This is a genomic window from Flavobacterium sp., from assembly GCF_044376915.1.
GTDB lineage: Bacteria > Bacteroidota > Bacteroidia > Flavobacteriales > Flavobacteriaceae > Flavobacterium.
The window spans coordinates 15,626-36,279 of record NZ_JBILKB010000013.1; the positions used below are offsets into that span (position 1 = coordinate 15,626).

Sequence of the window (20,654 nt, forward strand, 5' to 3'; positions counted from 1 at the left end):
AACGCAACAAATATCAAAATATTTTCACGAAAATAATAAAAAACTATTAACTATCTTTAAAATTGTTGCCCAATAATAAAGTGGGTTTGCCAGCCACTTTTAACGGTGTCACCTGGTATTGCATCAAATCCATGGGCAAAATCAATACCCAATAGTCCAAATGCAGGCATAAATACGCGAATTCCAAATCCGGCAGAGCGTTGCATTTTAAATGGATTATAATCTCTAAACGCATCATATGCTGCTCCAGCTTCCAAGAAACTTAAAGCATAAATCGATGCCGATTGATTAAGTGTAATAGGGTAGCGCAATTCCAATGAGAATTTATTGTATACAGTTCCTCCATCATTTGATGTCAAAGAATTGTTAGGATATCCCCGCAATTGTATAACCTCTCTGCCGTCTAATGCAAAATTTGCCAATCCATCACCTCCAAGGAAAAATCGCTCAAACGGAACCAATCCCCTGTCGTTGTTGTAGGCTCCCATGAATCCAAATTCACCTAATGAACGCAGTACTAATTTATCCCAAACTCGTGTATACCAATCGGCTTTGAATTTAATTTTATAGTATTCCAACCAATTGTATTTTTTTTGATCCACCTTAGCTGGATCTGCTGCTGCATCTGCTGGATTTACAACCGGATAACCTTCTGCATTTAGATAGGAACCGGCAGGATAATTACTACCATCGGGTGCGAAGCCATCTTCAGTAGCTCGTTTCTTAAATTCTGCTAAATTCCCTAAATTTTTATAGTCGATACCGTTGAATGATGAATAAGGTAAGGTAAATTTACCAGATATACTAAATTCAGAACCTTGTGTAGGATAAATTGGATTAACAGCTTTACTATTGCGAGACAATCCAATGGTGTATGCTAAATTTCTTGACGCACCATTTCCAAAGGTAAACAAGCCTGTGTTATAATTGTTTAAATCATAATATTGAAATGAAATGGCTTGTGATAAAACAAAGTAATCGTCAGGCACCGTTAAACGTTTTGCTATTCCAACCGATAATGATGTAATGTTAAAACTTTGATTACGGTTCACATCTCTATTTCTAAAATTCATTAAATATTGTTTACTATGGGATAAAGATGTCGAAAAACTAACAGGTTTTTTACCCCCAAACCACGGTTCAGAAAATGATAGACTGTACGTCTGGAAAAATGTACTACCTTGTAATCGTAAAGCCATTTTTTGCCCATCCCCCATAGGTAAAGGTTTGTAAGCAGATTTTTTAAACATGTTCCGTGCCGAAAAATTATTGAAGGACAATCCTAATGTTCCAATAAAGCCACCACCACCATAACCTCCTTGAAGTTCAATTTGACTGGCTCCTTTTTCTACCACATTGTATTCAATATCTACTGTTCCTGATTGTGGGTCAACATTTTTAAAATCGGGTTTAATGGCTTCTGGATCAAAAAATCCTAATTGTCCGATTTCTCGAATCGAGCGGATTAGGTCTTCTTTGCTGTATTTTTGTCCTGGTTTTGTTCTTAATTCCCTGTAAATTACATGATCATTTGTTCGGTCATTTCCAACAACAGTTATCTTATTAAAATAAGCAATCGGACCTTCAGTAATTCTAATTTCAAAATCGATAGTATCATTTACTGTTCTAACTTCAACCGGGTTTATGTTTGAAAACAAGTAGCCATTATTTTGGTATAAATTAGTAATGTCTTCTCCGTCTGGTTTTGTTTGATCAGCAATTCTTTTTTGCAAAATGGTTCCATTGTAAACATCTCCTTTTTTAATGCCTAACAATAAATTCAATTGGCGATCTGTATAAATGGTATTCCCTAAATAACGAATATCTCCAAAATAATATTTTTGTCCTTCTTCGAGATTAATTTTAATAGCAATGGTATTATTGGCCTTGTTATATGTTACCGAATCAGAAACGATACGGGCATCTCGAAATCCGTTTTCTTTGTATTTATCGATTACAGCGACAAGATCTTCTTTATACTTCTCTTTGATGTATTTCGATTTTTTAAATATCCTAATTGGATTTTGCTGTTTGGTGTTCTTAAAGGTTTTTTTCAATGAAGCATCTGTAACTTTGGAATTCCCTGTAAAATCAATACTTTTTACTTTTACTTTTTCACCTTTATCAATAAGAACTACCATTTTGACATCAGCAAATGCAGAATCTTGAATGGTGTTTATAACTACTTTAGAGTTGTAGTATCCATCTTTTTTATATTTATTTTCTAAATAATTTTTGGTGGTTGTAAGTAAATTTTCATTTACAATCTTCCCTTTTTTAAGATCGGTTTCTTTTATTAATTCTTCTGCTTTCCCTTTTTTAACCCCTTGGAATTTTACATCCCCAAGTTTTGGAAGCTCATTAATATTTAATTCCAAATAGATACTATCGCCTTCAATTTTATTGACATAAAAGTTTACATCAGAAAACAGGCCTAATTTCCATAGCTTTTTTATAGCGGTACTTATATCTTCACCAGGAACCATAATTGATTGACCTTTTTCCAATCCGGTGAAAGTGGTAACAGTTTGTGCATTATAGCTGATTTTTCCTGCAACATCAATTTTAGCTAAAATGTATTCTTTTCCACTCTCAAGTTTTGTTTCTTGAGCGAAAAGGGAGCTGCTATTTAATATAATAAATATGGTAAGTAATTGTATTCCTTTTTTAAACATTTTTTTCGGGTATAATTTGTTCGCTTGTTTTTCCAAATCGGCGTTCTCTCTTTTGATAACTAATAATTGCTTCATATAAATGGTCTTCTGAAAAATCGGGCCAAAGCACATCAGTAAAATAAAACTCGGCATAAGCAATCTGCCATAATAGGAAATTACTAATTCGATGTTCGCCACTGGTTCGTATTACCAGATCTACATCCGGTAAATTGTGCGTGTAAAGATGCTGATTAATAATGGATTCGTCAATAGCCTCTTCAGAAATTATATTATTTTTAACGTTGTAACTTATTTTTTTAACAGCTTGTATTAGTTCTTCTCTAGCGCCATAACTTAACGCCAATGTGAGTGTCATTCTAGTGTTATCGGCTGTTTTTTGAATTACTTCGTCCAATTCTTTTTGAACGCTAGCGGGTAAATTTGTTAAATTACCGATGGCGTTTAATTTGATGTTATTGGACTCTAATGTTTTGATTTCTTTTTTTAAAGACGAAATTAAAAGTTTCATCAAGGTCTCAACTTCTAATTTTGGGCGGTTCCAGTTTTCGGTTGAAAACGCATAAAGTGTGAGGTTTTTAATTCCAAGCTTAGCACAACTTTCTACAGTTACACGCACCGATTTAGTGCCATTTTCATGGCCTAAAGCACGAAGTAACCCTTTTTGTTTTGCCCAACGACCATTGCCATCCATAATTATGGCCAGATGTTGAGGCAGGGCTGCTGTATTAATTTCTTGTCCTTTTTTCATTCTATTATTCTGCACAAAAACATGGGTTTTGGCCAAAGGTATACGTTAGTGTTATGCCCGAAAATACATACCAGTCATTACTATTCAAATTCCCAAAGCGCCAGTTTTTAAAATTTTCATTCTCTGGGTTGCTGCCGTCTAAATTATCAGTAAAAGTATACCGAGCTCCAACTTCTGCGCCCACAACAAAATTCTCAAAAATATTTGCTTTTATACCCAAAACCATGGGTAACGCAAATGCACTGCTTTGATAATCTAAATAGCTTTTTCGATTTGCAATAAAAATTTCGTCGTATATGAAATAGTTAATTCCTGTGAAAACATAAGGAGTAACCTTCTTTTTTGTATCATGTAAATCAAACGCCATGAAATTGAATTCTAAGCCTAAGGAAAATTCCTTGACTTTATTTTCAAAAGCGTATCCTCTGGCTTTTCTGCTGGGTACAGCACTTTCAACATCTTTAGCTTGTAAATCTCCCTGGTAATAAGAAAAACGCCAAGCGTGTCTCGGACTTCGATTCCATTTGTAAAGTATGCCAATAGCGGGTTTGTTTGGAGCAATGTAGGTGGCTGGTCCCACATCTCCAATATAATTAATACCCCCCGCAAAAACACCTAATTCGTGGATTTGTCCATAGGTGCTTAAGGCGCAGAAAATCAAGCTTATGTAAATAAAAATTTGTTTCATTTTTTCAAATAGTTTGCAAATATAACAATATTGACTACTTAACCCTATTTTATAGGTTTTTTTTGTTGTCTTTTTGAGTTATAAAAACGCAAAAAAATAAAAAATGATATACCTGTCTTCTAATTTCTTTTATCGGCTCCCCAAAGTAATTTTTTTCGAATAGTAGTTAAAAAGGTTTCGTCTTTAAATTCAATAACCGATAGGGTAAAAGGTGCTTTTTTAATGTAAACTGTTGTGTCTTTTGAAACGGCTGCAATACGGGAATCTAAGGATATTAAGAATTGTTCTTCGCGGCCAGAAACCTTCAAGGTGATTTCGGTATCATCCGTGATGACTAAGGGGCGTGCATTTAAATTATGAGGAGCCATTGGTGTAACTACAAAACTAGCAACTTCTGGAGTCAAGACAGGGCCACCACAACTTAAGGAATAGCCGGTAGAGCCAGTTGGTGTTGATACGATTAATCCGTCTGCCCAATACGACGTTAGGTACTCATTGTTTAACATTGTCTCGACGGTAATCATCGAAGTAGTATCCTTACGCGCCACCGTAACTTCATTAAGAGCAAAATCCAGTTCTTTGAAATTTTCATACTCGGGAACCGTTCGCACACTTAATAAACTACGTTTAGAGATGATATAATCTTTGATCAATACTTTTTGAAGCAAGGATTCAATATTTTCATATTGTACCGTTGCTAAAAACCCCAATCTACCTGCGTTGATCCCAATAATCGGAATGTTTTTATCACGAATAAAAGTTGCGGCTTTCAGCATAGTTCCGTCGCCACCAATACTAATTAACGCTTCAAAATCGGCATCCAATTCAGATGCATTTGAAAAACTACTATACTTTTGGGGAACTATGTTTTTTTCATGTAATGTGTTAAGAAAAGACCGTTCAAAAGAAATCAAAATACTATTGGATTCTAAAAAATCGACAACTTTACGAACGATTTCGGCGGTATTGTTTTGATAATATTGACCAAAAACTGCTATTTTCATAGGCTTAAATATTAAGATATTTATCTAAATAATCTGAACGTTCTTTGAGGCCATTCAAATACGAATCCTCTTGATGTTCAGAAATAATTTCATAGTCGTACCTTCTAAAGGTTTGTATGATGTCATTCAGGCCACTTTGGCTTATTTTAATCGTAATTTCAACTGTATTTTGGGTAATATTTGAAATAAATAATCCTAAAACTTTAGCTTCATTACTTTCTACTATTTGTGCCACTTGACTCATTGAAAATGTGTTGACTTCTTTGGCTACAATTAAAATACCTCCTTCTTCTTTTAAGAAAGGGGTTTCGTGTAAAAAATGGATGACATCTTCGAGTTCATAATATCCGATATAGTTGTTTTTTTCATCCAAAACTGGGAGTAAATTGCTTTCGTTTTTAGCAAAAACCTCCAAGACGTCAAGCCATATCATAGTAGAGCGCACAAAAAAACGTTCAAATTGAAAACGATTTTCTTTGAGCAGTGCCGTAGCGTTTAAAAATTCCACACTTTCCTTACTTACACAACCAATATAAACACCATCTTCGGTTACTGGAAAATGAGAATACGTCACCTCTTCAAAAAGATCTTGTGCGTCACGTATTGGAGCACTGTGTTTTAGAGGTTTTATTTCGGTATTTATGTAAGTATTCAAGCTATTCATATGTTAAGTAATGGAAATGAACCGCAAAATAATCAAAAAATACCATATGATACCTAATTTATACTTTGTATTTTTGCTAAATTAAAACTGGAACCATGACAAAGCTATCTGTAAATATTAATAAAATTGCCACTTTGCGCAATTCAAGAGGGGGAAATGTTCCGGATGTATTGAAGGTCGCCACCGCCATTCAGCAATTTGGAGCGCAAGGAATTACAGTACATCCGAGACCCGATGAACGACACATACGATATCAAGATGCTCGTGATTTAGTCAAGGTAGTGCATACCGAGTATAATATTGAAGGAAATCCTCAGCATAATTTTATTGATTTGGTACTCGAGTGCATGCCCACGCAAGTAACGCTTGTGCCTGATGCCATTGGAGCATTGACCTCTAATGCAGGTTGGGATACGGTGAAGCACCAATCGTATTTAACTGAAATAATTCATGAATTTCAGCGTAAGGGTATTCGAACATCGATTTTTGTGAATGCCGATGTGCGTATGATTGAAGGGGCAAAAGCCACTGGAACCGATCGAATAGAATTGTATACGGAAAGTTATGCACATGAATATGGAAAAGGAAATTTGGCCGGAATTACCCCTTTTGTTTTAGCTGCAGAAAAAGCGAACGAATTGCAGTTGGGAATAAATGCAGGGCATGATTTGAGTTTGGAAAATATAAAATTTTTTAAAGATAATATTCCCCAATTACTTGAAGTATCAATTGGTCATGCTTTAATAACGGAATCTTTATTCTTAGGCCTTGAAAATGTAGTAAATATGTATTTGCAAAAATTGAAATAGATGGTATTACATTCAAGAATAGAAGGAGAAGGATTGCCTTTACTCATTATTCATGGTTTTTTAGGGATGTCGGATAATTGGAAATCAATTGCTACACAATTTACAAACGATGGTTTTCAAGTGCATTCTTTAGATTTGCGAAATCATGGTAAAAGTTTCCATTCGGACGTTTTTAATTATGATGTAATGGTAAACGATGTGAAAGAATATATCGATTTTCACCAAATCACCAACTGTGTTTTGTTAGGACACTCCATGGGCGGAAAAGTTGCCATGCTTTTTGCAACTACGTATCCCGACATTGTTTCAAAGCTAATTGTTGCTGATATTGGTCCTAAGTATTATGCGCCCCACCATCAACTCATATTGGCGGGTTTGAATGCGGTTGATTTTGATTTGCAAACAAGTAGGAGTGAAGTCGAAGAAATTTTGGCGCACTATATTCCAGATTTTGGAACCCGACAGTTTTTAATGAAGAATGTCTATTGGCAAACGCCAGATCAATTGGCTTTCCGCTTCAATTTACCTGTTTTAACAACTACAATTCAAGTAATTGGCACGGATTTACCCTATGAGAGAACGTTTCACAAACCGACACTTTTTTTAAGAGGGGCTACTTCTGACTATATTTTAGATAGCGATTTGGATTTAATTTTGCATCATTTTTATGCCGCAACTCTTGTAACTATAGATAATGCAGGACATTGGCTGCATGCAGAAAATCCAAAAGATTTTTATTTTAAAGTGCTGCAATTTTTGAAATAATTGTCCTTAAAAAGTGGATTTGCGCAATTTTTTAGTTAAAATAATTGTAAAATTCATATTTTGTCTTAATTTTGAACTATTGATTTTTATAAATTCAGAAAAAACTAACACTAATTTACATTATGAGAAAATTACTTTCTTTAACATTATTGGCTTTAGCTGGCTCAACTGCCTTCGCAGGAGGATATCGAGTTAGTATTCAAGGTCAAAAACAATTAGCTATGGGACACACAGGTGTTGCTGTAGTAAATAGCGCAGAAGTTGCGTTTTTTAACCCAGCAGGGATGGCATATTTAGATAAAAAATTCAATTTATCTTTTGGAGCTAATGCCTTGTTTGCTAAAACAAAATTTCAAAATTCACAATACAATTGGGAAGCTACAACAGAAAACATGGGAACGCCATTCAGCTTGTATGCTACATATAAAGTGAACAATTGGTTAACAGCTGGATTAGCTGTATATACACCATATGGAAGTTCTGTTGAATGGGATCAAGATTGGCAAGGTGCACATTTAGTGAATAACATTGATTTACAAGCTATTTTTGTACAGCCATCAGTTTCGATTCGTGTTGGAGAACATTTTAGCGTAGGTGGTGGACCAATCTATGCTACAGGATCTGTTAACTTCAATAGAAATGTAGCCATCAATCCTTTATTATCTGTTGATGGAAGTGGCACAGATGTAACTTTAGATGCACAAGGTATTACTGCTTGGGGATATACGGCTGGCTTTATGTTTAATCCATCTAAAAAAGTAAGATTTGGTATGAATTACCGTTCTGAAATCATTATGGAAGCTCGTAAAGGTGATGCATCTTTTAATGATGTTCCAGGATTTGCATCAACTTCTCCAACATTACAAAATACAACTTTTAATGCCGACTTACCATTACCTGCTGAATTAACAGTTGGTATGTCATACAAACCATCAGAAAAATGGTTGTTTGCTTTTGATTATAACAGAGCAATGTGGAGTGTTTACGAGGCGCTTACTGTTGATTTCCTTAATCCAGATGGAACAATTAGAAATACTTCTAATAACCCTAGAAATTATAAGAGTGCAAGCACTTATCGTATAGGTTCTCAATATATTGCAAATGATAAATTTACATTCAGAGCGGGTTGGTATTTTGACGAAAGTCCAGTACAAGACGGTTACTTTGCTCCTGAAACACCAAGAAACGATTCTATGGGATTCACAGGGGGTTTAACCTATAAAGTAAATGATAAATTAGGAATTGATTTCTCCTTCTTATACTTACACTTTGATGAAGTGGACAATTCATACGATCACTATCAAGAAAATGGGAATACATTGCCATTTGGTGGAACATACAAATCAGTTGTATTCTCTCCAGGTATAGGTATTACTTACGGTTTCTAATTTTAAATACTAAAATACAATGAAAAATAAATTTATATATTTAGCTATTATAGCTGCTGGTTTTGCTTCATGTGAACCAGAATTTGAAAATACTGTTGACGCCGATTACACTTCTGGTGATGCCGATTTTACTTCGTATGTAGCCATTGGAAACTCATTAACGGCTGGATACATGGACGGTACAGTCTCTAGAGTAGGTCAAACCTATTCTTATCCAAACTTATTAGCACAGCAATTTGCCCTTGTTGGAGGTGGCGCTTTTACGCAACCTTCTTTTGCAGATGATGTTAATAATTTTGGTGGATTAGCTTTAGGCGGATTACAAATCGGTAATACAAGATTAGTAATTGATGCTTCTCAAAGTCGTCCAGAAAATATAGCTGGAACTTCAACTATTAATGTAGCAAATTTACAAGCTACTGCATACAATAACATGGGAGTACCAGGAGCAAAATCATTTCATCTTTTAACACCAGGTTATGGTAATCTTGCCGGTGTAGCGTTAGGTCAAGCAAATCCTTATTTTGTAAGACATGCTACTTCTCCAACTGCTACCGTAATTGGTGATGCAATGACCAAAAACCCAACGTTCTTTACCAACTGGATTGGAGCTAATGATGTTTTATCGTACGCTACTAATGGTGGTGCTAAACCAGACGGTACAACTCCAGCAGACGATCACAATACTACCGGAAATATCAATCCATTAACCTATGGCCCTAATGATATTACCAATGCAGGAGTATATGAAAATGTATACAGAAACATGATCAATACTTTGACGAATGGTGGTGCTAAAGGTGTGGTTTGTACCATTCCAAGTGTAACTTCAATTCCTTATTTTACTACTGTGCCGTTTGCACCATTGTCGCCAACTGCTTTAGGTGGTGCAACAAATATTGCAACATTAAATGCGCAATTATATGGGCCATTAGATGCAATTTTTACAGCTTTGGGTGAACCAAATAGAGTAAATCCATTATCTGCAACCTCTGCAAATCCAATTTTAATTTTTGATGCAGATGCTGCAAACAGATCGGCACAAATTACGGCTGCGTTGTCTGGAACATTAGGAGTACCAACAGCAACTGCATTTGGAATGGTATTTGGAAGAGCGCGTCAAGCAACCGCAAATGATTTAGTGGTTTTGCCAGCTTCTTCTGTTATTGGTTCCGTTAATTCAGCTGCACCTGCTGGAATTAATATTAATGGGGTTACTTTTCCAATGGCTAATAAATGGGTGTTAACAACTACTGAAAAAACTAAAGTAGCTAACGCAACAGCTACTTATAATGCAGCAATACGTTCAATTGCGGCAACTAAAAATTTAGCAGTGGCAGACATGAATGCTATTATGAACCGATTAGTTAGTGGATTACAGATAGAAACAGGACAAATATATACCGCTAATTACTTCAGTGGTTCTGCTACAGAAGGTTTAGTGTTGTTTTCTTTAGACGGGGTTCACCCGAATGCACGTGGTTATGCTGTAATTACTAATGAAATCATTAAAGTGATTAATCAACATTATCGTGCCAACTTACCGTTACACAATCCATCTTATTTCCCTGGAATTAATATCGTAAGTTCAAACTAAGTTAGCACTTAAAAAAATAATAAAAGGCATCATTTTTGGTGCCTTTTTTTGTAAAAATCATTTTTTAAAATCTTTCGTATGAATTTTATCATCAAATTATTCATTAGTTCAATTGTAGTATTTGCACTTTCCTATTTTTTGCCTGGAGTGCATGTGACCTCAATAGTGGCAGCTTTATGGGTGGCCATTGTATTGGGACTATTAAACACATTTTTAAAACCTGTTTTAGTGTTTCTAACCATTCCGGTTACCTTATTTACTTTAGGATTGTTCTTACTGGTCATCAATGCGATGATCGTTTTAATCTGCGATTATTTCATACCTGAATTCCATTTGGATGGCTTTATTACTGCTTTATTGTTTAGTATTTTATTATCGGTGAGTCAATCAATATTGAATAAAATATTTGTAAGTGAAAAAATAATTTTATAGCGAATTGAATTTCAATAAATTAAAAACTTGTTTGGGTTGTAAAAATTCTATAATTTTGCAACCCAATTTTATGGTACTTAAATAAACAGATAATGAACATTACAAAAGCACAAGTTGATGCATTAAATGCAATTGTTACAGTAGCAATTACAAAAGAAGATTATTCCGATAAAGTAGAAAAAGTATTAGCAGATTACAAAAAAAATGCTGCTATTTCTGGATTTAGAAAAGGAGCAGTTCCTATGAGTTTGATTAAAAAACAATACGGAAAAGCGGTTTTATTAGAAGAAGTAAACAAAGTATTACAAACTTCGCTGAATAATTATTTAACTTCTGAAAAATTAGACATTCTTGGAAATCCTATTCCAGTGGTAACTGAAAGTATTGATTGGGATGCAGAGCAGTTTTCTTTTGATTTTGAATTAGGCTTAGCGCCAGAATTTTCTGTGGATTTAACGGCTAAAAATTCGGTAATCAAATACAAAGTTGTGGCCGATGATAAAATGTTGAATGATCAAGTTGAGCGTATCCAAAAACAATACGGAAAATTAATTTCACAAGCCGAAGTAAAAGCCGATTATGAAGTAAGAGGTACTTTTACGAATGAAGCAGCAGGAATTAATGCTCCAGCTAATTTTGCCTTAGATATTTTTGCCGATAAAAAAGCAGCTAAAGCATTTGTAGGTAAAAAAGTAGGGGATGTCGTTGCTATCGGAACAAAAGGCTTGTTTGATGATGACCATAAATTAATGGATTATTTAAAAGTAGGACATGATGCAGTGCACGGATTGGATATTAAGGTTGACTTTACTATTGAAGAAATTAATGCCGTTGAGAAAGCCGAATTAAACCAAGAATTATTTGATAAGTTATTCGGGCCTGGAGTAATTACTTCTGTTGCCGATTTGAAAGCTAAAATCAAAGAGGATGCGGAAGTGCAATTTGCACAACAAGCCGATCAAAAATTCTTAAATGATGTAACCGATTTCTTAATTGAGTCTACAAAATTTGAATTACCTGCTGCATTCTTAAAAAAATGGATCAAAACCGTTGCCGAAACGCCACTTACTGACGAACAAGCAGAAGAGGAATTTGCTAAAGCAGAAAAAGGATTACGTTTCCAATTGATTGAAGGAAAAGTAATGGCCGAAAACAATTTACAAATTACCTTCGAAGATTTAAAGGCACATACAGCAGATATCATTAAAAAACAAATGGCACAGTTTGGGCAATTAAATCCATCTGATGATGAGATCAATGGTATTGTTGCACGCGTTATGTCAAATCAAGACGAAGTGAAGCGTTTGTCTGAGCAAGTAATGAGCGAAAAAATGTTAGGTTTATACAAAGAAAAAGTAAAAGCCAAAGCAAAAGAAGTAAATTACGATCAATTCATTAAAGCGATGTACGGGGAATAAATTCTCGTAAAAAATAATTATCTTTGAGCGTCAAACTAGTTTTGGCGCTTTTTTATACCATTAATTTTCATTAAAAATACATTCAATATTATGAATTACGGAAAAGACCCAAGAGCTACGCTCGAGATGGCAAAGCAATTTAAGAAATATGCTACCAAGCACCACGGCGTAAACAGTTTGTATTACGATAAAATTGTAAGCAGCATGACGCCTTATATTATTGAAGAGCGCCAAATGAACGTGGCCTCAATGGATGTGTTTTCTCGTTTGATGATGGATCGAATTATTTTCTTGGGAACCGGAGTCGATGATTATGTTGCCAATATTATTCAAGCGCAATTGTTGTTTTTAGAAAGCGTAGATGCGTCGAAAGACATCAGTATATATATCAATTCTCCAGGTGGAAGTGTTTATGCGGGATTGGGAATTTATGATACCATGCAATTTGTAAAACCCGATGTAGCCACCATTTGTACCGGAATGGCAGCTTCCATGGGAGCGGTTTTATTATGTGCTGGAGCAGAAGGAAAACGTTCGGCCTTACCGCATTCAAGAGTGATGATTCACCAACCATCGGGTGGCGCACAAGGTGTGGCTACTGATATGGAAATTAACTTGAAAGAAATGTTGAAATTAAAAGAAGAATTATACGAAATCATTTCACAACATTCCAAACAACCTTACGAGAAAGTTTACAAAGACAGCGAAAGAGATTATTGGATGAAAGCGGCTGAGGCCAAAGAGTACGGAATGATTGATGAAGTGTTAACAAGACAATAAAAAGGTTTTAGGTAATGGGTGATAGGTAAAAAGTTTGCCCATCACCCATTGCCCATCACCTTTAACCCAAAAAAAATGGCAAAAGAAGTATTAGAGTGTTCGTTCTGTGGGAGAAAAAAGCCGGAAACCAATTTATTAATTGCTGGAATCACGGCACACATTTGCGACAAGTGTATTGAGCAAGCCCACGGTATCGTAGTAGAAGAACTAAAGCAAACCGGTAATGCCGACTTGGCAGCCGATTTAATTCTGTTGAAGCCAAAAGAAATTCGCGCGTTTTTAGATGATTATGTCATTGGACAAGATCAAACTAAAAAAGTCATGAGTGTTGCCGTTTACAACCACTACAAACGTTTAATGCAAAAGCAATTGGACGATGATGTAGAGATTGAAAAAAGTAATATTTTAATGGTAGGCCAAACCGGAACGGGTAAAACATTAGTAGCAAAAACCATTGCTAAAATGTTGAACGTACCGCTAGCTATTGTTGACGCTACAGTATTAACCGAAGCAGGTTATGTAGGAGAAGACGTAGAAAGTATTTTAACTCGTTTGTTACAAGCCGCCGATTATGATGTGGCGAAAGCCGAAAGAGGTATCGTTTTTATCGACGAGATTGATAAAATTGCCCGTAAAAGTGATAACCCATCGATAACTAGAGATGTTTCGGGAGAAGGCGTACAACAAGCCTTATTGAAATTACTAGAAGGAACGATAGTGAATGTACCACCAAAAGGAGGAAGAAAACACCCGGACCAAAAATTTGTGGAAGTCAATACCCAAAATATCTTATTCATCGCCGGTGGTGCTTTTGACGGCATTGAACGCATTATTTCCAAACGATTGAACCGACAAGCCGTAGGGTACAGTTCGTCTTTAGGAACCGACCATATTGATAAAGATAATTTGTTGCAGTATTTAATTCCAAAAGATGTCAAAGATTTTGGGTTAATTCCTGAAATTATTGGGCGTTTACCAGTATTAACTCACATGGATCCTTTGGATGCAGCTACTTTACGTGCCATCTTAACCGAACCTAAAAATGCTTTAGTAAAACAATATGAAAAGTTGTTTGAAATGGATGAGGTAACGTTAGCGTTTGAAGAGGAAGCCTTAGATTATATTGTTGAAAAAGCCTTAGAATATAAATTAGGCGCTAGAGGATTACGTTCATTGTGCGAAGCCATTTTAACTGATGCCATGTATGAATTGCCTAGTTCAAACGAAAAGCACTTACAAGTAACTAAAGACTATGCCGAAAATAGTTTGAATAAGAATTTATTACAACGACTGAAAGCGGTTTCGTAAATTATATTTATACACAAACAACGCCTGCTTGGTTTACATAAACTAGTGGGCGTTTTTTATTATCGGTGTTCAAAAAGTGAAATGGTTTCACTTTCACCTCACACCGTCTTGGTCCACAACCATACCGTTTGGGACCGCAAGCCGAAACTACGATCAGGCAAAGAATGAGAAGTATTTTTCGCTGTAGCATTATAATTTCAATAAGCTTTCTAAATAAGTTCTTTCGTTAGACAAACGCGGCACTTTGTGTTGGCCTCCTAATTTGTCTTGCTGTTTCAACCAGTCATAAAACAAATGAGGTCGGGCTACATGAAGTACTAACGGGTTTAACGTCATATTATTATAGCGTTTGGCTTCATAATCAGAGTTGAGTGCTTGTATGTTTTCGTCTAAAGCTTGCGTAAATTTTGCTATATCTTCAGGCGCATTTTTAAACTCTATGATCCATTCGTGTGCGCCTTTTTTGTTGTCTTTCATAAATATCGGAGCCACTGTATAATCAATCATTTCACAATTGAATAATTTACAGGTTTTGGCTAAAGCCGTATCGGTGTTTTCTACCATGAGTTCTTCTCCAAACACATTAATGTGGTGTTTGGTTCTACCGGTGACTTTAATGCGATACGGATTTAAGGATGTAAAACGAATGGTATCTCCAATGAGATAGCGCCACAAGCCCGAATTGGTCGTGATGACTAACGCATAATTTTTATGCAATTCCACTTGATTCAATCGGATTACGTGTTGGTTGAGTGTGCCAAATGTATCCATGGGAATAAATTCGTAAAAAATACCATAATCGAGCATCAGCAATAACTCGTCGCTACCATTTTGATCTTGAATCGCGAAAAAACCTTCTGAGGCATTGTAAATTTCGTAGTATTTAAAACTGTCTTTGGGAAATAATTTTTTGTATTGTTCTTTATAAGGTTCAAAACTGACACCTCCATGAAAATAGACTTCGGCATTGGGCCACACTTCCAGTAAATTGGATTTTCCGGTCGTTTCCAATGCTTTTTGCAACAAAACAAGCATCCAACTGGGTACACCGGCTAAACTGGTCACATTTTCATTAATGGTTTCGTTAATAATGGCAGGAAGTTTGGTCTCCCAATCGCCCATTAACGAAATTTTACTGCTGGGTGTAGAGCTAAATTCGGCCCAAATGGGCATGTTGTCAATCAAAATTGCCGATAAATCGCCAAAAAAAGTATTGTTGTCTTCATACAATTGCTTGCTTCCGCCTAAGCGCAAACTTTTTCCTGTAAACAATTGCGAATCTTCGTTATTATTTAAAAACAAACACAATAAATCTTTACTGGCTTTGTAATGGCAATTCTCTAGAGCTTCTGCACTCACCGGAATAAACTTACTTTTAGCGTTTGTAGTACCGCTCGATTTGGCAAACCACTTGATATGAGAAGGCCAAAACACATTTTGTTCCCCTTTTCGTGTCAATTCAATTAAGGGTTCTAATTCTTCATAAGTTGCTATAGGGATGCGTTCGCTAAATGTGGTATAACTTTTAATCGAAGTAAAATCGTATTTTTTTCCAATTTGCGTGGCTTCTGCCGATTTCATCAAACTAAACAATAATTCTTCTTGCACTTCATGCGGATACTTTAAAAACAATTCCATTTGATGAATTCGTTTTTTTAAAATCCAAGTGGCAAAAGAATTGATAATTTGTAGTGGCATTTTGCGCGTTTGATTTTGAATTATGAATAGGGAATAATAACTTTACCAAAAATAGCATTTTTTTTATACAATCGAACAAAAATCTAAATCTAAACACAAATGATCTATCAAGGTACCTTGACCAAAATGCAAACCGAATACGGCACGCCCATTCAGTATTATTTGGTTTTTGATTCGGGGTTTTTACACCTCAATCAACTTTTGGGTAAAGAGTTGACTATCGATTTTCAAGGTTATCAATGTTTGAATTGTGGCAAAGCCAAGAAAATTTTTCGTCAAGGATTTTGCTACGATTGTTTTATGAGTAGTCCGGCTGTGGGCGATTGGATCATGAAACCCGAATTGAGTACCGCACATTTAGATATTGCAGATCGCGATTTGGACTATGAAAAGCGTGTGCAATTACAACCTCATATAGTGTATCTAGCGTTGTCAAGTGAAGTAAAAGTAGGAGTTACCCGAAAAACACAAGTTCCAACGCGCTGGATTGATCAAGGCGCCGTGCAAGCCATTCCGGTTGTGGAAGTTCCCAATCGTTATTTGGCTGGAATTACCGAAGTTGCCCTAAAAAACCATTTTGCCGATAAAACCAATTGGCAAAAAATGCTAAAAAATGAATACCTCAATACCGATTTAGTAGCCGAGCGCAATAAAGTATTCGATTGGTTGCCGCAGGAAGTAAAGCCCTATTTTTCTACTACAGAAAAAATTATTCTACTGGATTTTCCAGTGGTGCACTACCCTTCAAAAGTTAGCAGTCTAAATTTAGATAAGACACCTCAATTTTCTGGAAAGTTAACTGGAATCAAAGGGCAATACTTACTTTTTGAGGACGGTACCGTCTTTAATGTGCGCACCTATGAAGGTTATATGGTCAAAATTAGCTTGTAAAAAAAATCCCAAAGACAAGTTGCATTTAGAAAAAATAATTAAGTTTTAAAATATTATTCAATTATATCAAAAGCAACCTCTAGTAAATAGAATTTTCTTGAACCGTTTGTTTTTACAGTTATAGTTACTTCACATTTTCCTGGTTTTTTATCTTTGGTGTCAATTTTTATTTTTAAATCAGTAGTTTCATTTGGATTTATAGTATCCGAGCTTGTTTTTAAATGGGTACAATTACACGGCATAGTTTTTCTAAAATAATAACTGGTGCTGTCCCTATGTTCCTAAATCTAAAGGTGAGTCCTATAGGTTGGCCAGTTTTTATTTTACCTGCATAAAATGAAGTTTGTTTACAATCTAATACACCTTTTGATTTTGTTTCAGTTTTGACAAAAACATCTTTGGTTGTTTCGTTAGACTTACTACAAGGAAATAGTATAAAACCAAAACATGTAAAAATTAGTTTTCTCATAATTTTATGCTTTTTAATATTTCTTGATGCAATTTAATTTGCTGAATTCTGAATTCTTCGTTCCATTTTTTATAATATTTTGATTTGTTGTCTAATACTTTTTGTTTGGCACCCTCTTGAAAATCTTGCTCAGATAATGTTTTTAAATAATTATCAATCAATTCTGTTGACGAATATTCAACTTTTTGTTTCCAATAATTAGTATCATATTTTATTTCATCTAAATAATAACAACTATCAAATCTGATTTTCTTAGTTATATTTTCGGTATCAATAGTTTTTGAATTATCAATAACCAAGTAATTTTGAATGTAAAGACCTTTATTTTTATATTTAGAATTAATTATTTTTGTGTTGATTCTAATTTTTGAAACTAATATTTTATTCCCTTTTTTAGCATACAAAATTTCTATTTCATTGGAGTTGATATTCTCAAAATCAAAGCTTACTTTGTGTTTAACAATAGAAAAATCCTCTTTAGATATTAACATTTCACCATATACATTGAGTAAATCTCTCTTTAAATTGATGCCTTTTTTTTGAAAAAATTGAATTTGATAATATACATTACCATTAATTTCAATATCGTCTAATCGATTGTATGAGTACTTGTTTTTTTTATAAAGTGGATGAGTTAGTGTTGCAAATTGAAAATCAAAAAAGGAATCATTAAAAAGTTTTGGAGAAATTGTTTTAAAAGGGAACTTGTTTTTGGATGAGTAATCTGTTAATGAATTATTTTCATAATTTTTCCTGTAATTTTTTGGAATAATAAATGGGTATCTAAAAGGATTTCTATCCTTGGGGACAAAATTATAAAAAATGCCATCTATTTCTAAAAATCCTAAATATTCATTGTTTTGTATTACAATTTGTTTTGCATTAACATTTGCTAAATAGGGTGTTGTTTTATAGCTCTCAATAAATTTCTTTGAACTTTTTTTAATAATTTCGTTTAGAGTTAACGAGTTTTTGGGGCTAATTACTTCTACTTCATCTAATAAAGTAGCTTTTTCAACTAAATAAATTAGTTGGTTTTCGCTTTTAAACTCTGATATTTTTAACGTTTTTTCAGTATATGCCAAATGTGAAAACGTTAGTACTTTAATGGTAGTTACATCTTCGATTTCAAATTTGCCTTCTTGGTCAGAAAAAGCAAACGGTACACCATCACTATAAACTGTAACTCCAAAAACTGGAGTTTTGTCAATTTCATTAATCAATTGCCCAGATATTTTTTGTGCGGGTAATTGAAATGGTGTTGCAATAAGTAACAGGTATAAAAGTGATTTTAATTTCATAATTCAGAAAATTTTAGTTTAAGTAGGACCATGTCTTCTCTTCTTTTAATTACATTTTTTGATGCATAATAGGCATTATCAATTTTTCCAATAATTTTATATCCTTTTGGAAAATTCAAATCTGCAATAAGCACATTGTTTTTATAAATTTGTAATCCATCCTTTTTAGTATTATTTTTTGAATAGCCTCTAAAGATTAAGTTGTCATCAACATACAAACTATTGTAAAAGTTATAATTGTTGTAATCTTCAAATTCACGCTTGTATGCTTCTTCATAAGAATAAGTTCTTGTATAATTTGTTTTCATTTCACTGCCTTGAATTCCAAAAGCACTTTGAACAACATCTTTTTCTTTGTCTATTTTATAAATAGTAGATTCGGGATAAAAATTCAAATAGATTGTGTTGTTATTTATTTCATAGTTAAAATGATCATAATTGGGTAATTGGTTTTTTAAAAATAATAGAGGTCTTCTACCAATTAAACGGTCAATATATTCCTTTTCAATATTAATCAATGCAATAATTCTTGAGTTTTCATAGTAAAATTTCGAATTAAAATAGCCATTAAATTTTGGATGCGATGAGGTGATAGCAATTGCCAAATGGTATTCATCAAATACTTTTAAAATACCATCGTAGCCATAGTCTAACTCATACGAATCCATCAAATATGGTAAAGGTTTATAAATAACTTCTTCCTTAGTTCTTTTTATGTTGAAATTTATTTTAAACTCCTTTTCTTTGTGAAATTTAGAATCAATAACAGCGAGTATCCCTGTCTTTGACGATAATACATACAACCTCTTTGTTTTATTGGAATACGTTATATAATCGGCGCCTTTCAATTCATGAGGGTGATTTCCAATGCCAAAATTTTTTGATTGCAGTTTTAATTTTTTATCAAATTCAAAGAGATATCCAAAAAACACATCAGCAAATACGATCGTTTTGTTGCAAACTGTAAAATTTCCATTGAACGAAGTTTCAATGTCGGTAGGAGCTGCTAAAGTATCTATTGTTACCCTGATTTTGTCAGCTAAATTTACCTTTCGGTTAGAATTTTCTATGGTGTCATAATAGACTTTAGAGGTTATTTTTTCTTTTTCACATGAAAATAACATAACCATTACAATATAAAGGGGGAATTTTTTCATTCTATTTGAAATTAATTGAGAACGCCTAAGCGTTCTCAATTTTGTTAATTACATTGACCTCCTACTTGACCACATGCCCAGTTTGTATTACCAGCTTGTCCCCCAGAGGTAGTTCCACATCTTTCTCTAAAAGAAATCCAATTGGCTTCGCTACAAGAGCTACCTTTACATACACAATTTTGTGAGCCAATTTCAATATCTCCTATCCAAGTTAGTAGGATCGTAATATCAATATCTGCTTGCTGTAGGCTTTCATCATACTTTGGTTTAAAAAGCAAACTAAGTGTAAATACAACGGCAAATAAGGATCCGTAAATTATTTTTTTCTTCATAATACATTGATTTAAAGGGTTATACTTAGCAAATATAAAAATAATTCCTATAAAATTAAAAAAATGTATTATAAATATAAAAAAATCCCAAAAGCTAGTGCTTTTGGGATTTATATAAAGTATAGGTTTTTATTAACGAATGTTCAGTTCGTAGGGCATTAAGGTTTGAATTCCTTTTCTGCTCTTAACGCGTTTGATTTGTTCTAACATTTGAAATCCTTCTTCGCCCAATTGCTCTTTCAAGAGTTGTTCTTTGGTTTGAAGCGCTGCAATTCCGGTAAAATTAGCCAATAAATCTTCAAAGCTTTTTTCATATTCGGGAAAATTCTCGGTTCGATACGATTTTGTTTTTCCCAATGTTGCAGCATATTTGATGGCGTCTTCTAAACCACCAATTTCATCAACTAAGCCCAATTTTTTTGCAGCTGTTCCGGTCCAAACCCTACCTTGTCCAATAGCATCTACTTGTGCAAGAGTCATTTTTCTTCCGGAAGCTACCCGTTGTAAAAATGTAGTGTAGGTTTTCTCAA

At 34.3% G+C, this 20,654-nt stretch carries 21 protein-coding genes; 9 read left to right on the forward strand and 12 right to left on the reverse strand.

Going from position 1 to position 20,654, the window contains the following annotated elements; all coding sequences use genetic code 11:
- Positions 1-56: 56 nt before the first annotated feature.
- The 5 genes from bamA to ACIQ6Z_RS02625 form a co-directional block, all read right to left on the reverse strand.
- Positions 57-2,750 (reverse strand): outer membrane protein assembly factor BamA, encoded by a 2,694-nt coding sequence (bamA, locus tag ACIQ6Z_RS02605; RefSeq protein WP_396209380.1) that lies wholly within the window; start codon positions 2,748-2,750, stop codon positions 57-59.
- Entirely contained in the window at positions 2,668-3,423 is a 756-nt protein-coding gene (locus ACIQ6Z_RS02610; RefSeq protein WP_396209381.1) for an isoprenyl transferase, read from the reverse strand. The genes bamA and ACIQ6Z_RS02610 overlap by 83 nt, the downstream gene beginning before the upstream one ends.
- Before the next feature lie 4 nt (positions 3,424-3,427).
- Positions 3,428-4,111, reverse strand: coding sequence for a DUF6089 family protein (locus ACIQ6Z_RS02615; protein ID WP_396209382.1), 684 nt, complete (start codon positions 4,109-4,111; stop codon positions 3,428-3,430).
- Positions 4,112-4,230: 119 nt separating this feature from the next.
- Positions 4,231-5,115 carry an NAD kinase gene (locus tag ACIQ6Z_RS02620; protein WP_396209383.1) on the reverse strand — a complete coding sequence of 295 codons (885 nt, stop codon included), beginning with the start codon at positions 5,113-5,115 and terminating at the stop codon, positions 4,231-4,233.
- 4 nt (positions 5,116-5,119) lie between these two features.
- On the reverse strand, positions 5,120-5,779 hold the full coding sequence (locus ACIQ6Z_RS02625) for a CBS domain-containing protein (RefSeq protein WP_396209384.1): 660 nt from the start codon (positions 5,777-5,779) through the stop codon (positions 5,120-5,122).
- A gap of 95 nt (positions 5,780-5,874) precedes the next feature.
- On the opposite strand from ACIQ6Z_RS02625, the gene ACIQ6Z_RS02630 reads away from it, so the two are divergent.
- From ACIQ6Z_RS02630 to clpX, 8 genes are all read left to right on the forward strand, one after another.
- Positions 5,875-6,588 carry a pyridoxine 5'-phosphate synthase gene (locus ACIQ6Z_RS02630; protein WP_396209386.1) on the forward strand — a complete coding sequence of 238 codons (714 nt, stop codon included), beginning with the start codon at positions 5,875-5,877 and terminating at the stop codon, positions 6,586-6,588.
- Entirely contained in the window at positions 6,589-7,353 is a 765-nt protein-coding gene (locus ACIQ6Z_RS02635) for an alpha/beta fold hydrolase (protein ID WP_396209387.1), read from the forward strand.
- A 122-nt stretch (positions 7,354-7,475) separates the two neighbouring features.
- Positions 7,476-8,741, forward strand: a complete 1,266-nt coding sequence (locus ACIQ6Z_RS02640) for an OmpP1/FadL family transporter (RefSeq protein ID WP_396209388.1) — start codon at positions 7,476-7,478, stop codon at positions 8,739-8,741.
- A gap of 19 nt (positions 8,742-8,760) precedes the next feature.
- Positions 8,761-10,338 (forward strand): G-D-S-L family lipolytic protein, encoded by a 1,578-nt coding sequence (locus tag ACIQ6Z_RS02645; protein ID WP_396209389.1) that lies wholly within the window; start codon positions 8,761-8,763, stop codon positions 10,336-10,338.
- A 78-nt stretch (positions 10,339-10,416) separates the two neighbouring features.
- Positions 10,417-10,770, forward strand: a complete 354-nt coding sequence (locus ACIQ6Z_RS02650) for a phage holin family protein (RefSeq protein WP_396209390.1) — start codon at positions 10,417-10,419, stop codon at positions 10,768-10,770.
- A gap of 92 nt (positions 10,771-10,862) precedes the next feature.
- Positions 10,863-12,188 (forward strand): trigger factor, encoded by a 1,326-nt coding sequence (tig, locus tag ACIQ6Z_RS02655; protein WP_396209391.1) that lies wholly within the window; start codon positions 10,863-10,865, stop codon positions 12,186-12,188.
- Between the two features lie 90 nt (positions 12,189-12,278).
- Positions 12,279-12,968: an ATP-dependent Clp endopeptidase proteolytic subunit ClpP gene (clpP, locus tag ACIQ6Z_RS02660; protein ID WP_396209392.1), complete on the forward strand. Its 690-nt coding sequence runs from the start codon at positions 12,279-12,281 to the stop codon at positions 12,966-12,968.
- A gap of 75 nt (positions 12,969-13,043) precedes the next feature.
- Positions 13,044-14,276: an ATP-dependent Clp protease ATP-binding subunit ClpX gene (gene clpX, locus ACIQ6Z_RS02665; protein ID WP_396209393.1), complete on the forward strand. Its 1,233-nt coding sequence runs from the start codon at positions 13,044-13,046 to the stop codon at positions 14,274-14,276.
- 189 nt (positions 14,277-14,465) lie between these two features.
- Here the strand turns inward: clpX and ACIQ6Z_RS02670 are convergent, their stop codons facing one another.
- Positions 14,466-15,974 (reverse strand): GH3 auxin-responsive promoter family protein, encoded by a 1,509-nt coding sequence (locus ACIQ6Z_RS02670; RefSeq protein WP_396209394.1) that lies wholly within the window; start codon positions 15,972-15,974, stop codon positions 14,466-14,468.
- Positions 15,975-16,073: 99 nt separating this feature from the next.
- Here ACIQ6Z_RS02670 and ACIQ6Z_RS02675 point away from each other — a divergent pair, with 99 nt between their 5' ends.
- Positions 16,074-16,865: a DUF2797 domain-containing protein gene (locus tag ACIQ6Z_RS02675; RefSeq protein ID WP_396209395.1), complete on the forward strand. Its 792-nt coding sequence runs from the start codon at positions 16,074-16,076 to the stop codon at positions 16,863-16,865.
- Between the two features lie 53 nt (positions 16,866-16,918).
- Here ACIQ6Z_RS02675 and ACIQ6Z_RS02680 read toward each other — a convergent pair whose 3' ends face one another.
- The 6 genes from ACIQ6Z_RS02680 to ACIQ6Z_RS02705 all read right to left on the reverse strand — a co-directional run.
- Positions 16,919-17,107: a DUF1573 domain-containing protein gene (locus ACIQ6Z_RS02680; RefSeq protein ID WP_396209396.1), complete on the reverse strand. Its 189-nt coding sequence runs from the start codon at positions 17,105-17,107 to the stop codon at positions 16,919-16,921.
- Positions 17,083-17,334: a hypothetical protein gene (locus ACIQ6Z_RS02685; protein WP_396209397.1), complete on the reverse strand. Its 252-nt coding sequence runs from the start codon at positions 17,332-17,334 to the stop codon at positions 17,083-17,085. Before ACIQ6Z_RS02685 ends, ACIQ6Z_RS02680 begins: the two co-directional genes overlap by 25 nt.
- Entirely contained in the window at positions 17,331-18,635 is a 1,305-nt protein-coding gene (locus ACIQ6Z_RS02690) for a carboxypeptidase-like regulatory domain-containing protein (protein WP_396209398.1), read from the reverse strand. The genes ACIQ6Z_RS02685 and ACIQ6Z_RS02690 overlap by 4 nt, the downstream gene beginning before the upstream one ends.
- On the reverse strand, positions 18,632-19,792 hold the full coding sequence (locus tag ACIQ6Z_RS02695) for a hypothetical protein (protein WP_396209399.1): 1,161 nt from the start codon (positions 19,790-19,792) through the stop codon (positions 18,632-18,634). Before ACIQ6Z_RS02695 ends, ACIQ6Z_RS02690 begins: the two co-directional genes overlap by 4 nt.
- 44 nt (positions 19,793-19,836) lie before the next feature.
- A complete protein-coding gene (locus ACIQ6Z_RS02700; protein ID WP_396209400.1) occupies positions 19,837-20,124 on the reverse strand; it encodes a hypothetical protein in 288 nt (95 codons plus the stop codon).
- Positions 20,125-20,256: 132 nt separating this feature from the next.
- Positions 20,257-20,654: S49 family peptidase (locus ACIQ6Z_RS02705; protein ID WP_396209401.1), on the reverse strand; the 398-nt coding region annotated here is incomplete at its 5' end.

Bases quoted from the DNA above. Each gene is read 5' to 3' on its own strand.
- ACIQ6Z_RS02700 (WP_396209400.1), bottom strand. From the start codon at position 20,124: ATGAAGAAAAAAATAATTTACGGATCCTTATTTGCCGTTGTATTTACA.
- ACIQ6Z_RS02630 (WP_396209386.1), top strand. From the start codon at position 5,875: ATGACAAAGCTATCTGTAAATATTAATAAAATTGCCACTTTGCGCAAT.
- ACIQ6Z_RS02615 (WP_396209382.1), bottom strand. From the start codon at position 4,111: ATGAAACAAATTTTTATTTACATAAGCTTGATTTTCTGCGCCTTAAGC.
- ACIQ6Z_RS02650 (WP_396209390.1), top strand. From the start codon at position 10,417: ATGAATTTTATCATCAAATTATTCATTAGTTCAATTGTAGTATTTGCA.
- ACIQ6Z_RS02680 (WP_396209396.1), bottom strand. From the start codon at position 17,107: ATGCCGTGTAATTGTACCCATTTAAAAACAAGCTCGGATACTATAAAT.
- ACIQ6Z_RS02620 (WP_396209383.1), bottom strand. From the start codon at position 5,115: ATGAAAATAGCAGTTTTTGGTCAATATTATCAAAACAATACCGCCGAA.
- ACIQ6Z_RS02635 (WP_396209387.1), top strand. From the start codon at position 6,589: ATGGTATTACATTCAAGAATAGAAGGAGAAGGATTGCCTTTACTCATT.
- ACIQ6Z_RS02640 (WP_396209388.1), top strand. From the start codon at position 7,476: ATGAGAAAATTACTTTCTTTAACATTATTGGCTTTAGCTGGCTCAACT.
- ACIQ6Z_RS02685 (WP_396209397.1), bottom strand. From the start codon at position 17,334: ATGAGAAAACTAATTTTTACATGTTTTGGTTTTATACTATTTCCTTGT.
- ACIQ6Z_RS02675 (WP_396209395.1), top strand. From the start codon at position 16,074: ATGATCTATCAAGGTACCTTGACCAAAATGCAAACCGAATACGGCACG.
- ACIQ6Z_RS02625 (WP_396209384.1), bottom strand. From the start codon at position 5,779: ATGAATAGCTTGAATACTTACATAAATACCGAAATAAAACCTCTAAAA.
- tig (WP_396209391.1), top strand. From the start codon at position 10,863: ATGAACATTACAAAAGCACAAGTTGATGCATTAAATGCAATTGTTACA.
- clpX (WP_396209393.1), top strand. From the start codon at position 13,044: ATGGCAAAAGAAGTATTAGAGTGTTCGTTCTGTGGGAGAAAAAAGCCG.
- ACIQ6Z_RS02670 (WP_396209394.1), bottom strand. From the start codon at position 15,974: ATGCCACTACAAATTATCAATTCTTTTGCCACTTGGATTTTAAAAAAA.
- bamA (WP_396209380.1), bottom strand. From the start codon at position 2,750: ATGAAGCAATTATTAGTTATCAAAAGAGAGAACGCCGATTTGGAAAAA.
- ACIQ6Z_RS02690 (WP_396209398.1), bottom strand. From the start codon at position 18,635: ATGAAATTAAAATCACTTTTATACCTGTTACTTATTGCAACACCATTT.
- ACIQ6Z_RS02695 (WP_396209399.1), bottom strand. From the start codon at position 19,792: ATGAAAAAATTCCCCCTTTATATTGTAATGGTTATGTTATTTTCATGT.
- clpP (WP_396209392.1), top strand. From the start codon at position 12,279: ATGAATTACGGAAAAGACCCAAGAGCTACGCTCGAGATGGCAAAGCAA.
- ACIQ6Z_RS02610 (WP_396209381.1), bottom strand. From the start codon at position 3,423: ATGAAAAAAGGACAAGAAATTAATACAGCAGCCCTGCCTCAACATCTG.
- ACIQ6Z_RS02645 (WP_396209389.1), top strand. From the start codon at position 8,761: ATGAAAAATAAATTTATATATTTAGCTATTATAGCTGCTGGTTTTGCT.